This window comes from Paenibacillus sp. AK121 (genome assembly GCF_019042715.1).
GTDB lineage: Bacteria > Bacillota > Bacilli > Paenibacillales > Paenibacillaceae > Paenibacillus > Paenibacillus polymyxa_C.
The window spans coordinates 232,387-246,566 of sequence record NZ_JAHPJM010000006.1; the positions used below are offsets into that span (position 1 = coordinate 232,387).

Below are 14,180 nucleotides of genomic sequence, written 5' to 3' on the forward strand. Positions count from 1 at the left end.
CACATTCCATGATTATTGGTGTTTAGTAAGCATGCTTTTCAATGCTTCTTTAGAGTTCAAGCCTACCACTTTATCAACAGGCTGTCCGTCTTTGAAGACGATCAGGGTAGGAATACTCATCACGCCGAAACGGGAAGCAGACTCTGGATTTTCATCCACGTTCACCTTCGCGATTTTGACACTATCGCCAACTTCTGTGGACAGATCCTCCAGAATTGGAGCGATCATTTTGCAAGGACCGCACCATGGCGCCCAAAAATCAACCAAAACGGTTCCTGTGCCTTCGACTTCTGCGTTGAAGGATTGATCGGACACGTTAACAATTGCCATTGTATGTTCCTCCTTTATAGAAAAGTCAACATTATTATAACCTGTAATGTCTGTTTCGACACCTTTTAATTATATCACAATAGTCTTTTAATTGTAAGATATCAAAAGAGCAGGCAGATAACCGCTTATCCTCGCTGATTTTTCCCCTTGACGGTAATGACATCTACAAAAGGACGAATCCGGTCCATCAAGCGTTGTCCCTTGTACATTTCCTCTCCGTCTTTGCTTGTAAAGCTAAGATGCTTCTCTAGCCCTTGCAGCGAGTAATTGGAAGTATAAAAGGTCGGTTTGCGGTTCATTCGGTAATTCAAAATGGAGCCCATTACATGGTCCCGTACCCATGGACTCAAATTTTCAGCACCAATATCGTCAAATACAAGTAGATCACAATTTTTAAGCATTTCAGTCGTTTCCTTGAGCTTCTGTCCATCCTGAATCATGGATTTTAAGTCCTCCACAAAATCAGGCATGTACACAATCACACCGTTGAAACCCGACAGAGCCAACTCGTGCAACAGATAGCCCATCAAAAAGGTTTTTCCCGTACCAAACGTACCTTCCAGGTACAGCCCTTTTTTTAATAAACCCTGACTTTTGGTTTCCTCAATATAGCGGAATACCTGATTTACTGCAGGCACGCGTTGCAAATCCTTGCGCGCAATTTCAACGGCATTATAGCCTTCCAACAGCGCGCGCTCATCTACATAAAAGCTTTTAATTCGCTCGCGCACCCGTTGTTCATGCTGAGAAGCAACCAGCTTGGCGCACGGGGTCCGAATGTCCACCATTTCCGCTGTTCCATTTGGGTACTCCACGCCCAGCTTGCAAAAGTGACCCTGAAAATCGTTAGGACACCGTTCCAGTCCCGGACAGTTGTCGCAATTTCGACGATCCCGGGTATACTGAAAGAGCATACTCATATTAAGTCGCAATTGCGTTTCGTCCACATCAGGATGGGCAGCACAAAATTCCTTCACCAGCGGATCATTTAGAACCTGATCGGCTACGCTGCGAGTGCGTTGGCGAAACGAGGGGTTCTGCATCTGCTGTAGCAAATCACCGAGTGATTCCAAGGACACTCCTCCTTTCTAAAATGTGCAGAGTTATCGAGCGGGAGAGACGCTTCGCTACCGACCGCCATAAAGTCGACACATTATTGAATTGGCTTCCACTATACCTTTTTTTGCTTGCCGGATTGCAATCGTTCGGCCAGGCGGAGCAGTTCATCCAGTTCTTCCTCGGATACGGATTCCTCGGAAGGTTGATCTTGTACGATCGGAATAGACGGCTTGGCAGGCGCATTGTTTTTGGCATACGTGCGGGATCTGCCTCCCGAAGAAGAAGCAGTAGACTGTTTTCCTTTTACCTTGGCTTGATCCCTTATATATTGAACGGCCTTTTCGTAAGTGTTTACCTGCTTTAGCAGCATGTTGGAGGCAACGGCCTCGACAAAGTTGCGGTTAATCCGTTGATCGCTCCCCGATACGAGCAGTGACATTAAATAATGGATCAGCACATTGATGACTTCACCAGGCAGCTTATAGCTGATATCTATCTTCTCGAATATATCCAGCAGGTTACCGGGAACCGTGCCGGGGAAAAAAGTTTGCAGCAAACGGCGATAAGGCTCGTTGCGCAGCATCATATTATATTGGTGAATGTCACACTTGGCTGTGAATTGTGGTGGTACCTCTACATAAAACTCCATTTCCACAGCCTGCTCTGCAGGCGGCTCTTCAGGTGTGGAAGTTTCCCTCTGGCGCAAGGCAACCACCTTGGCGGCCTGCACCTGCTGTTCCTCCTGACGCTTCCGTTCCTGCCTGGAGTGCTGGCTAGCCCGAAGCTGAAGCTCGTCGAGCAATAAGTCACCTGCTTCGGTAAAAATGCCGTCCTCATCCAGCAAGCGGCTAATATCCTGTACAGAGAGATCAAATTTACGTACCACGTAATTGACCATACCTAATTGCTCGTGTTCAAATCGAAGACGCTCTACGTGCTTGCGATTGGCGGATTCACGCGGAAAACGAAGAATAATATCGGCATAGTTCAATGCTTCCTCCGATTCGGACGCTAATGCTCCAGTCTGACGGCTCGTGGACACCTCGGACAGCGCCTGTTCCAGCTCATAATCGATAACATGGGTGTTCAGCTCAAACAGCTCATAAAACGGAACCGAAATATTCTCTTTATTATGGGAAGATTGCGACCATTCGCTAGATTCCCTGCTCCACAACGATTCTCTCAGAGAAAGCACTGCAAACTTACCGATTTTGTCTCTCAACAAAAGGGTGAGGTGCTGCGTTCTGAAAAATTCAGCAGGTGCGAGCGGTGGCTGCATCTCATATTCATACATATAATCGTCCGTTTCAGGCGCATACAGCCTGGACGTCTGCAACAGACCGACAGCCTCCAGCTTGGAGGTCTGTTCAATCAAATACTTGCGTCCCTTCTCACTTGGCTCCAGTCCCAGTGTCAGAAAAAGTCGACGTTGCTGTTCCAACGGCGAATAACCGATCTGTCCGACTGGCACATGCTGGAACAACAGTCGATATAGACTGACCGCAAATGCGCCTACCATCGGCTGATAGACACTTCCCAGCATCAATTCATCCAGTGCGCTCAAGCCAAATTCCCGATAAACGCAGTAGCGGTGGTTCTCAGTATAGTGCAGCAGGTTTTTCATCCGCATTCCGACATTCTTCCTTTCCTGACATAACGTTCTCCAAGATGTTTTACTATTCTATCATACTTGCCCTCGGGTGGGACCAACAAAATAAGGGCAATTGTCCTCCTTTTTGGCAGCCGTATTCGTCCGAGTTCTTCTTTTTTCGAGAATACTAACTATTTTATGACTTTTGTGACCTGCATCATGGAAAAATAATATTCTTCACACTTCTTTCATTGGTGAAAAGCTCCAAATTGAGCTACAATATAATGGTTAAACATCACGTATTGGATACTGGAACGATATACGGAAGTACACATATTTCGGCTAAGCCGATTACATTTACAGATCGTAAAGGAGTGTAGATCGTGAATCAACATCAACCTCAACAAACCCCAGCAACACCCAACGAAGTAACCTCCACACTGGAAGGCTGGTATGCGCTTCACGATTTCCGGTCCATCAACTGGACGGCATGGAAAACCGCAGACGATGAAGAGCGCGCGGGAGCACTGGACGAGCTTCAAGAGTTTATGAAGGAATGGAGCGTTACCGAGGAAGCAGGCCTGGGCAGCTCGGCTGTCTATACTATAGTCGGACAAAAGGCTGATTTTGTTATGCTGCACCTGCGTGAAACGCTGGAAGACCTCAATAAATTGGAAAATGAGTTCAACAAAACAACCTTCGCCAAATATACGACCAAAACTTATTCTTATGTAAGTGTGGTCGAACTGAGTAATTATTTGAGCAAGGAAGAAGATCCAATGCAAAATCCACAAATTGTCGCACGCCTGAAACCTGTATTAAACAAGGCTCGTTATATTTGTTTCTATCCAATGAACAAGAAACGTGATCTGGATGACAACTGGTACATGCTTTCGATGGACGAACGTCGCACCTTGATGCGCAGCCACGGTTTAATTGGACGCAGCTATGCTGGCAAAGTAAAGCAAATCATCTCAGGTTCCATCGGCTTCGATGATTGGGAATGGGGCGTAACCCTGTTCTCCGACGACGCACTTCAATTCAAGAAGCTAATTTATGAAATGCGTTTTGATGAAGTAAGTGCCCGTTACGGTGAATTTGGTTCCTTCTATGTCGGCAGCGTGTTGAACGAAGAAACATTTGAAGACATGCTGAAGCTGTAGGACTCTAATATATAGAAAAGAAAAGCAATAGAAAAAAGGTTTCCAGGCTCTGGTAGGAGTCGTGGAAACCTTTTTCTGTTCTTATTGTTTTAGGTGCATCTTGACTACTTGGATGAGATTAGAAAAATCGCCCTTTTTTCAATACCAGTGGAATGCCGCCAATGATGAACAGATAGCGTAGATCTACGATCTTTTTCAACTGTGCGGCCACCCAGCCTTTGATTTTGCGTTTACCTACTACGGCGACGGCTTCGCCCTTTCCAAGAGATGCAACTGTACCCTTATTGGAGAATACGAACTTGTGCAGCTCCTTTTTGCGGAGCGTAGCGGCCAGATTCTTGGCACAAAGCACTCCTTGCTGCATTGCAATTTGGGCAGTCGGTGGATAAGGGCGTCCTTCCGGATTAAACATCAGAGAACTGTCCCCGATAATGAAAATATCATCGTGACCCGGTGCACGCAGAAAATCGTCGACTTTCACCCTTCCACGCATCACTTCGAATCCGGCTTTCTCGATCAAACCGTTCCCACGGATCCCACCCGTCCAGACGACCGTGCAGGCTTCAATTTTCTCACCCTCACCAACGATTACACCATCCTGCAGGCATTCCTTAATCGGAACTCCAATACGGAAGTTAACCCCTTTACGTTTGAGGACATCCATCGCATACTCCACCAGTTCAGGATCAAACCCTGGTAATGCTGTAGGAGCTGCCTCAACGTTAATGATTTGAATTCGATTAAAATCGATATCGTAAGCTTTAGCCAGCTGTGGCAGACGATCCGCCAACTCCGCTACAAACTCAATGCCACTAAAACCAGCGCCCCCTACGACGAAATTTAGGCGACCTGGTTTACCATCATTTTTATATAGGGCCAACTGATATTCAATATGCTCTCGAATCAGGCGCACAGAGTTAATACTGCGAATCGTCAGCGCGAATTGATCCATCCCTGGAATACCGAATGTTTCCGGCTCCCCACCTAGTCCGATAACCAAATAATCGTAGGATAGCGAGCCATCCTCCAGCACGATTTTTTTCTCCGTTGGTATGATTTCCTTAACTGTTCCTTTGACTAAATCCACCTTGAACTCATCGATGAGCTGCGCAATCGGAATCCTCGAATGCTCAATCGTATCCGTTCCTGCCGCAGGCATGTGAAGATGAGTCGTAATATAGTGGTAATCATGACGGTTGATTAGCGTGACAGTTGCCTCATTGTGCTTGAGCTCCTTTTGCAATTGCTGAGCCGTCAATATTCCGCCATATCCAGCGCCCACAATGACAATTTTGGGAATACTGCTCATGCTTCTACCCCTTCCGATATACATAATCATTCAATATTCACAGCTTTTCTCTCAACACGGTTAATTTATACTCACAGGAAAGTCTTCATCAAATATTAATCGCTTTAACTTTGCAAGAGGAACCCGGCAGTTTATAATGATAAGCAGTGAATCATACGTTCGGCGGCTATCTGAACCTCTATGCGGCTGATTCAATATCTACAATTCATACTATCCCTTTCGGAGGTGTTTTTAGAGTGACAGCTCAATCCACAGGTGCGGAGATCCGCGATCTGATCATAATCGGAGGCGGTCCAGCCGGTATTTTCGCCGCTTTTTACGGAGGAATGCGTCAGGCATCCGTCACCTTAATTGAAAGTATGCCCCAACTGGGCGGCCAGCTTGCAGCCCTTTATCCTGAAAAATATATTTATGACGTTGCTGGCTTTCCTAAAGTGACTGCACAGGAACTGGTCAACAATTTGGTTCAACAAATGAACCATTTTAATCCAGAGGTGCAGCTAGAAGAGAAAGTTGTATCGTTAGAGAAGAAAGAAGAACGCCACTTCATCGTCAAAACAGACAAAGGTGGCGAGTATCATGGTAAAGCGGTTATCATTACCGCTGGCGTGGGTGCTTTCGAGCCGCGCAGACTGGAGCTTCCAGGTGCCGATCGTTTTGAAAAAACGAACCTGCATTACTTTGTCAGCGACCTGAGCAAATTTGCAGGCCGTAAGGTGCTAATCAGTGGCGGCGGTGACTCTGCTGTAGACTGGGCCCTTATGCTGGAACCGATTGCAGAACAGGTTACATTGATTCACCGCCGTGACAAATTCCGCGCGCATGAACACAGTGTCGAAAACCTCCTCGCTTCCAAAGTAAACGTTATTACACCAACGGAAATTGCAGAATTGCATGGGGAAGATACGATTACGAAGGTCACTCTTGCTCATGTAAAAACCAAAGAAACTCAGGAAATCGAAGTGGACGATGTCATTGTTAACTTTGGATTTGTATCCACACTTGGCCCGATTGCTGAATGGGGAATTGAAATCGAAAGTAACTCCATCGTGGTCGATTCTCGTCAGGAGACGAATATTCCTGGCATTTTCGCTGCAGGAGACATCACCACCTATCCAGGCAAGCTCAAGCTGATCGCGGTTGGCTTTGGTGAAGCCCCTACGGCAGTCAACAACGCCAAGGTCTATGTAGATCCTGACGCCAAGTTGTCTCCCGGTCACAGCAGTAACATGAAAATGTAGTTAATTTAGACTATGACAAAAAAGGGTATTTTACTCCAGGTTTGAATCTCTGGAGTGAAATACCCTTTTTTACGGTGTGCCTATTCGTTGCAGTGATTGTCCGTAAAGTCATCCGAACCCTGAATGACTTTACAGTCGCAGTACGAGAGCTTGTCCGGTCTAATGAAGGACTACGGCTGTATTCATCTCTAGATTTCTTTTGTGAATTTCAGCCAGCAACAGTGCAATGAAGTCACATTCAAGTTTAAGCTCGATTGCCATCTGATAGGAATCCAAAAGCATTTCATCCGTCAGCATAGCCATCCTCGACACAACCTTTCCTTTTATTTCAAAATCTATTCTATCAAAATACCAAAAACGGAACAAGCGTTCTGTTATCCACAGTCAATTGTGGAAATCCTGTGTATAAATTGTTGGTAAGTGTCGTTAACCCTTATATGTGACAGGGGATAATGTGGACAATATTTATACACAGAATTTTGGCGATTAAACGCAAAAAAAATTTTTTTTATGTTTATACAAATATATTATATTTAGCATCTTGTTAATAGATTATAATGGTAACTTTTTGAAAAAAACATGAATTTATTGAGGTCTTGTGTTTACCTCTAAAATCCATATCCGTCCATTCCAATCAAGCCCGTAATCAAATCCCAGTTGTCCGATCCCGGGAAATCTCCTTTCGAGTATAGGAATACAGTGCTGTGTAAGTTCAACGATCTCCCGCCGCTTTCGTATAGCTAGCCGTCGCGGATATATCATCCGAAGTGCCTCGGTTCCCTTCAACAAAGTTCCTCCTTTGCACAAATTCGTTATGACCAGTCCGGGGCGAGCATGACGCGCCACCACTGCACGAAACTCCCATTTTCCCCCTTCCTTTACGACTTTGACTCGATAGTCAACAGGTCTACCTTGGATACTTGCTAGTTGAATACCTTGCTGAATGAGATACGGACGTTGGATTCGGAGCTTATCGATTCCGACTACAAGCGCACTAAAATGGCTGAACCGATGTGTTTGTTCCATACGCGTACAGGTATAGCCCCTCCCCTCCTTTGCCACGCGCATGACTCCGCCCCCTCCGCCTCCTTTTACGGGTTTTATAAATACAAAAGCATGCCGCCGCAGCATCATGCGCAATTGTTCTTCACTATATAGACAGGTTTCCGGTATATAAACGGCGGTATGTGGATGATGGAGGAGGGCCTTCGTCTTTAGCCATTTGCTTGCAAGTTGTCTCATCTAATTCTCTCCTTTCGCCGTCAGGTATACTTATACATACTCAATAGGGGTGTGCTATTCTTGGATGTTTGTCAGGATCATGTGTCTATTTCGACAAGATCATGGTGAACGGTAGCATGCACCGGACAACACTGGTACAATGACAATAATCTGAATACCATTTAGAACGGAGCAGTTGAATTTGCTGGCAAATGGTTTCTTTCAACAAGGAGGTCAACTCATGAATAGCAAAATTGGCATCATGGACATTGGCTCAAACTCTATACGTCTCGTGATCTATGAAATGACAGAGACAGGAGCTTATCGAATTGTGCAGGAATGCAAAGAAGCTGCCCGGCTGAGCGAAAAGGTTGGGGCCAACGGTCGTATGGAACGAGAAGCAATACGCAGCATCGCTCCATTGTTACGCCAATTTATGGAAGTGTGCCGTATGCACGGGGTTGTCCGAATGCGTGCAGCAGCAACAGCGGCCATCCGCAATGCGGCGAATTCGGACGAAATCGTTCAATGGATTGCGGAAGAGACAGATCTAACATTGGAAATACTGAGCGGGGAGCAAGAGGGCTATGCCGGTTTTCTGGGCGTAGTGAATACAATGAATGTGAGTGACGGAATTATTATTGACATCGGGGGCGGCAGTACCGAAATTACGCTGTTCCGTGATCGGACACGACTGCATACAGTTTCATTTCCCTTTGGCGCAGTCAATATGAATTGGCGCTTTGGACGTGAGGTCAAGAATGGCGAATGGTCTCCTGGACAGATTGAGGAAATGGAGAGCTTTGTCCGTTCTTCACTGCAAAACCATGATTGGATCTTCTCCAATCCGGGTCTGCCGTTTATCGGGTTGGGTGGAACTCTCCGTACTTTGGCTAAAATCAATCAGAAACGTCGGGATTACTCGCTTCCTGTGACACACCATTACGAAATGACAATAGAAGATGTCGATTATTTCTATAGTAGTCTGCCTCATCTGCCCTATGAAAAACGCAAAAAAACAGCCGGCCTGTCCAAAGACAGAGCCGACATTATCGTACCGGGGCTCATTATATTGAAAACGATCTTTGAAGCTGCTCAAGGCTCCGCGTATTTGGTCAGTGGAGCGGGTCTGCGAGACGGCCTGTTTCATGAGCTAGTCAACGCTGAGCAACCTGTGGTGGCTAACCCGCTCATCGCGTCCATTCGCAATATCCTGTCGTTTGCTGTCCCGGTTAGCGAAGCGCATGTCAAGCGGGTTAACGAGTACGCCGTCCGGCTCTATGACACTTTAGCTGAGGGAACCTCAATCGCTATGGACAAACGCTTGTTACTAACTGCAGCAACTCTTTACAAAACAGGCGCAGCCTTGAATTACTATCATTTCCGCCAGCATTCCGTGTTCTGGATCTTGCACGCAGGCATTGGCGGTTTATCTCACCGGGAAACGGTGCTAGCCGCGCTGATCGCTGATTACCACCCCAAAAATCGGACCCCCCGCTTGCTGCGTACACATGCAGATATTTTGGAGCCTTCCGACGAAGAACGTGTACATCGGCTCGGCTCTCTGCTCCAGCTAGCAATCGGCATGGATCGTAGCGAATCCGGCATCATCACCAGCATCCATCCCACGACAGGAGACGATGCGCTGCATATTCGTCTGGAAAGCAGGAGTGAACCGATCCTGGAACAACGAGATCTGGTGGCTGTCGCAAAAGATTTCCAAAAGGCCTGGAATCTTACGTTGTCGTGGTCCATTCTTCCTTCTTCCAGTTTTTAACCTTCATCGCTTCGAATTGGCTCCTAATGGGAGCCTCTTCGTTGTTTCTTGCTACAAATTGATAGCTACCATTAGGTAAAAGCTGGCGCGCCTTTACATTATCTTTCAAGGATAAACGTAAAATATCCACCAGCATTTCTTTGATTCGGTCGTCATAAATCGGGCACATCAGCTCAATCCGGCGAGTCAGATTGCGAGTCATCCAATCGGCGCTGGACAAGAATAGCTCCGAATGACCTGCATTTTCAAAGTAGAACAGTCTGGAATGCTCCAAGAAACGGTCGACAATGCTGATAACCCGAATGTTCTCGCTAAAGCCCTCCACGCCAGGGCGTAAACAGCAGACCCCTCGAATGATTAAATCAATCTTTACACCTGCTTGAGAAGCCGCATATAGTTCATCAATCATTTCCTGATTGGATAAAGAATTAATTTTGGCAATAATACGGGCTGGCTTGCCTGCAAGTGCGTGCTCCGCTTCCCTGCGGATCAGCTCAAACAGCTTATTTTTCATTCCCGTCGGGGCTACGGTGAAAGCTTGCGGAGTCTTGAGCGCCGAGAAACCCGTGATTTCATTAAACAGCTCAGAAGCATCCTCACCCAGCACCGGATCCGCAGTGAATAACCCGATATCCGTATATACACGAGCTGTGCTTTCATTGTAGTTGCCAGTTCCCACATGCACGTATCGTTTGAGCACATTACGTTCATGGCGTACTATTAGAATAATTTTGGCGTGCGTCTTCAAGCCGACCAACCCGTAGACTACATGACAGCCAGCTTTTTCAAGCGTACGCGCCCAAGCAATATTACGTTCTTCGTCAAAACGTGCCTTCAGCTCGACCACTACCGTCACCTGCTTACCCGATTCGGCTGCACGTGCCAGAGCCGGAATGAGCTTCGATTCTCCATTGACACGATACAGGGTCATCTTAATGGCCATTACATCCGGGTCCTCCGACGCCTCAATGATAAAATCAGTTACCGCATCGAATGATTCATACGGATGGTACACGAGCACGTCACGTTTGCGAAGTACGTTAAAGATATCCTCTTGCGGAGGCAGTTCTTCCGGATACAATGGTTTGATTGCCGGAAACTTCAGATGCGAATACCCCTCCAAATGATCGGCAAAAGACGATAAAAACGTCAGATCTAACGGCCCGTCGATCTCAAATACATGATCGAACAGCTTGAATTCGCGTTGAAGCTCCATCAGAGCAAAGGGGTTAATTCCTTTCTCGACTTCCAGTCTGACCGGTGCTCCCCGCCGTCTTCGACGAAGCTCTTTTTCAATCTCTTCGAGCAAATCTTCGATCTCTTCTTCATTAATGGACAAATCAGAGTTACGCGTAACCCGAAAGGGATGAACCGCCTCGGGTATATATCCGGAAAACAGCGTTTGTATATGATGCTTAATCAGTTCCTCAATTAAAATAAATGATTTCTTCTTGCTATTGGAACGTAACGGTACCGAAACAACACGCGGAATATTGGAAGGCACCTGCACAATGGCAAAAAGCGGCTTATCCTCCTCCGTATCTCCCGGACGTCTCAAGACAACTGCCAAATATACGTATTTATTGTGAACTAGTGGAAAAGGACGGCTCTGATCGACCGCCATCGGTGTGAGCACCGGAAATATAATTTCATGAAAATATGCATCCAGCGACTTGCGCTGTGTCGTATTTAAGTCATTATATTCAAGTAGCAAAAGACCTTTTTTCGTCAATAGGCGAGAAATATCACGATAGGTTCGATATTGCTCGGATACCATCGAGACGGTACGCTTGATCAGCCGCTTGTACAAACCGGAGGGGGTATATCCCGTAAAATCCTTTTGCATAAAACCAGCCTTGATCTTCTCGCGCGTCTCTGCAACACGAACAGCCATAAACTCATCCAAATTGCTGGACACAATTGCTAAGAATTTGGCTCTCTCCAGCAACGGTGTATCTGCATCTTGAGCCTCCTGGAGCACACGGCGATTAAATTCAATCCAGCTTAAATCTCGGTTAAAGTAACGTTCTGACCCGGCTTTATCCTTCTTCTGACTCTCTATCAACATATGGCCTCCATCAATTTCATGCAGTATAGTTACCCTTTATTGTACTATTAGATGAAACGCACTAGCATCACAGAAGTGTAAACGCAATGTAAAATGTGTGTAAACACACAATGGATGTCGAAAAGGTCAAACGGATGCTTTACAAAAATAGCATTAAGCGGTACAGTGTTTACGTCTGTTTCATAGAGTAGAAGGACGAACCGTACCTTTTTCAGTTGTTTAAGTTCATTATGATGTCTAATAACCACTTAGTAGCCACGTTCAATTGCTGATTTTCAAATGGCATGATATAGGGAGGATTTACGTTATGGAACCCAAGAAAACGCCACGTGTACTGCAAAAAAACATCGAATTTTTTACCGCGGCGCTGTCTCAACACCTCGTTTCGGTCTGGCAAGAAGACCCTGCAGGCGTATACTGTGAGATAGGCTGTGGCTATATCGAATTGTTCAGCAGCGAGATGATTCGGGTGCGCAATCAGGATGGGACCCCAAGCCATTATGACCGCAATATCACAATGTTTCAGCTAATCACGAAGGATCAGCCGATATAATTATTATATGCTATGTCTGCGCTGTTCTTCCAGATTAGAATGGTTATATGTTTAAACTACCAATTTTCATATCTGTTGAATCTTGCAGGTTTCTCCGAAAAAGCGCCATAGAGCGCTTTTTTTGTCGACTTTTTTTGAACATCGTTTGGAAAAGCAGTATGATAAGAAAGCATATTACCTAAATTTAAAGGGGAATCAACCCATGGAGCATTCAACATCAGATGGGCGCATCCTGGTCATGACCGCGGTTGAAGGCGAACGGGAGGCTGTGCTGCGCGGCCTGAAAGGCGACACACGCTTTGTGGTCGAACTGGCTGGTGTAGGCGCTCCGTCCGCAGCGGCTTCAACCGCGCTGGCACTAGCTACAGGCGATTACCGTCTAGTCATTAGCGCCGGAATTGGGGGCGGCTTCGTGAAGGTCGCTGCACTGGAGAGCGTCGTCGTCGCTGACGCGATTATTGCCGCCGACCTGGGGGCAGAGACGGCAGAGGGTTTCAGCAGCGTGGACGAGCTGGGTTTTGGCTCCAGCCGCATTGCCGTGAACGCTGCCACCACGCAGCGATTCGTTCAGGCGCTGCGTGACGCTGGCCAGACGGCCGTCGCCGGACCGATCCTGACCGTCTCGACGGCCACCGGCACGGCGGCAACAGCGGAACGCCTAGCCAAACGCGTTCCCGGAGCTGCTGTCGAAGCGATGGAAGGTTACGGCGTTGCCGTGGCGGCCAACAGGTTCGAGCTGCCGATGATGGAGATTCGCACGATTTCCAATGCTGTTGGTCCGCGTGACCGTGCAGCCTGGCGAATCAAAGAGGCTTTGCAAGCGTTGGAAGCCGCATTTTCTACATTAACGGAGGTTATATAGATGCAAATTGCTTTTTCACCTTGTCCTAACGACACTTTTGTCTTCCATGCCTTGGCTCATGGATTAATTCCGGGCGCACCCGCGCTGGACATTACATTCGCCGATATCGACATCACCAACAATCTGGCGATCACACCAGACGGACTTGATATCATGAAAATTTCGTACGCTGCACTTCCTTGGGTGCTGGATGAGTACGCCCTGCTGCCTTGTGGCGGCGCACTGGGCCGGGGTTGTGGGCCGCTCGTGCTGATCAAGGAAGGTTCCACCGTCGAAGGTCCGGAAGCCCTGTCCGGCAAGCGTGTAGCTGTTCCAAGTGAACGCTCCACTGCTTATCTGCTGTTCCGCCTATGGGCGGCCAAGCATGCGCCTGGGGGTGTCGGCGAGATTGTCGTGATGCCGTTCGACCAAATTATGCCTGCTGTCCGTGACGGACATATAGATGCGGGATTGGTGATTCATGAAGCACGCTTCACATATCCGTCCTATGGACTTAGCAAGCAAGTTGATCTGGGGAACTGGTGGGAAGAAGATACAGGACTGCCAATTCCGCTCGGAGCTATTATTGCCCGTCGTACGCTGGATCTGGAGGCGATCACCAACTGGATACGCGCCTCTGTCGAATATGCTTGGAAACATCCCGAAGCTTCGCGTGAATATGTATTGTCTCATGCGCAAGAGCTATCACCCGATGTCGCCCAATCGCATATCGACCTGTACGTGAACGATTTTACCGCCAATTTGGGCGATAGCGGTTATGCCGCCATCGAAGCCTTGCTCGGTCGCGCTGCACAGGAAGGGCTGGTGCCTTCGTTTGATTTAGCCAAACTGCGCCCTACGTCCACAACAACACGTTAAAAGGCGCAGACATGCCATGCATGTTATCTCCTGAATAAAGCAGCTTAAACATATAAAACCTCCCGAACGAGCACATTGCCTAGCCATGCGCCCCATTCGGGAGGTTTTATGATTTCAATTCATGATGCAAATCTTCATGAGATCTCGC

13 protein-coding genes are annotated in these 14,180 nt (G+C 47.2%); 6 read left to right on the plus strand and 7 right to left on the minus strand.

The window, feature by feature from the left end; all coding sequences use genetic code 11:
* Positions 1-12 precede the first annotated feature (12 nt).
* The 3 genes from trxA to KSP24_RS13530 all read right to left on the minus strand — a co-directional run bounded on the left by trxA (position 13) and on the right by KSP24_RS13530 (position 3,019).
* The gene (trxA, locus tag KSP24_RS13520; protein ID WP_010347861.1) at positions 13-330 is read right to left on the minus strand and encodes a thioredoxin; all 318 of its coding nucleotides are present in this window, start codon (positions 328-330) and stop codon (positions 13-15) included.
* A gap of 125 nt (positions 331-455) precedes the next feature.
* Positions 456-1,403: a primosomal protein DnaI gene (dnaI, locus tag KSP24_RS13525; RefSeq protein WP_013372880.1), complete on the minus strand. Its 948-nt coding sequence runs from the start codon at positions 1,401-1,403 to the stop codon at positions 456-458.
* Between the two features lie 98 nt (positions 1,404-1,501).
* On the minus strand, positions 1,502-3,019 hold the full coding sequence (locus tag KSP24_RS13530) for a replication initiation and membrane attachment family protein (protein WP_216975398.1): 1,518 nt from the start codon (positions 3,017-3,019) through the stop codon (positions 1,502-1,504).
* Positions 3,020-3,363: 344 nt separating this feature from the next.
* Here KSP24_RS13530 and hemQ point away from each other — a divergent pair, with 344 nt between their 5' ends.
* Positions 3,364-4,143 carry a hydrogen peroxide-dependent heme synthase gene (gene hemQ, locus KSP24_RS13535; RefSeq protein WP_013372883.1) on the plus strand — a complete coding sequence of 260 codons (780 nt, stop codon included), beginning with the start codon at positions 3,364-3,366 and terminating at the stop codon, positions 4,141-4,143.
* Positions 4,144-4,261: 118 nt separating this feature from the next.
* Here hemQ and KSP24_RS13540 read toward each other — a convergent pair whose 3' ends face one another.
* The gene (locus KSP24_RS13540) at positions 4,262-5,452 is read right to left on the minus strand and encodes an NAD(P)/FAD-dependent oxidoreductase (protein ID WP_058711979.1); all 1,191 of its coding nucleotides are present in this window, start codon (positions 5,450-5,452) and stop codon (positions 4,262-4,264) included.
* Between the two features lie 236 nt (positions 5,453-5,688).
* Between KSP24_RS13540 and KSP24_RS13545 the strand changes: the two genes are divergently transcribed.
* Positions 5,689-6,693, plus strand: coding sequence for an NAD(P)/FAD-dependent oxidoreductase (locus tag KSP24_RS13545; RefSeq protein ID WP_013372889.1), 1,005 nt, complete (start codon positions 5,689-5,691; stop codon positions 6,691-6,693).
* 159 nt (positions 6,694-6,852) lie between these two features.
* Here the strand turns inward: KSP24_RS13545 and sda are convergent, their stop codons facing one another.
* Positions 6,853-6,996 (minus strand): sporulation histidine kinase inhibitor Sda, encoded by a 144-nt coding sequence (gene sda, locus KSP24_RS13550; protein ID WP_007431918.1) that lies wholly within the window; start codon positions 6,994-6,996, stop codon positions 6,853-6,855.
* 282 nt (positions 6,997-7,278) lie between these two features.
* The gene (locus tag KSP24_RS13555) at positions 7,279-7,935 is read right to left on the minus strand and encodes a YheC/YheD family protein (protein ID WP_013372891.1); all 657 of its coding nucleotides are present in this window, start codon (positions 7,933-7,935) and stop codon (positions 7,279-7,281) included.
* Positions 7,936-8,155: 220 nt separating this feature from the next.
* On the opposite strand from KSP24_RS13555, the gene KSP24_RS13560 reads away from it, so the two are divergent.
* Complete coding sequence (locus KSP24_RS13560) at positions 8,156-9,691, plus strand: Ppx/GppA phosphatase family protein (protein ID WP_013372892.1); 1,536 nt, start codon at positions 8,156-8,158, stop codon at positions 9,689-9,691.
* Here the strand turns inward: KSP24_RS13560 and ppk1 are convergent.
* Complete coding sequence (gene ppk1, locus KSP24_RS13565) at positions 9,651-11,759, minus strand: polyphosphate kinase 1 (protein ID WP_216975400.1); 2,109 nt, start codon at positions 11,757-11,759, stop codon at positions 9,651-9,653. The genes KSP24_RS13560 and ppk1 overlap by 41 nt on opposite strands.
* Before the next feature lie 307 nt (positions 11,760-12,066).
* Here ppk1 and KSP24_RS13570 point away from each other — a divergent pair, with 307 nt between their 5' ends.
* The 3 genes from KSP24_RS13570 to KSP24_RS13580 all read left to right on the plus strand — a co-directional run bounded on the left by KSP24_RS13570 (position 12,067) and on the right by KSP24_RS13580 (position 14,032).
* On the plus strand, positions 12,067-12,312 hold the full coding sequence (locus tag KSP24_RS13570; RefSeq protein WP_016820022.1) for a hypothetical protein: 246 nt from the start codon (positions 12,067-12,069) through the stop codon (positions 12,310-12,312).
* Between the two features lie 202 nt (positions 12,313-12,514).
* Complete coding sequence (locus KSP24_RS13575) at positions 12,515-13,174, plus strand: futalosine hydrolase (RefSeq protein WP_216975470.1); 660 nt, start codon at positions 12,515-12,517, stop codon at positions 13,172-13,174.
* Positions 13,175-14,032 (plus strand): 1,4-dihydroxy-6-naphtoate synthase, encoded by an 858-nt coding sequence (locus KSP24_RS13580; protein ID WP_216975402.1) that lies wholly within the window; start codon positions 13,175-13,177, stop codon positions 14,030-14,032.
* Positions 14,033-14,180 lie beyond the last annotated feature (148 nt).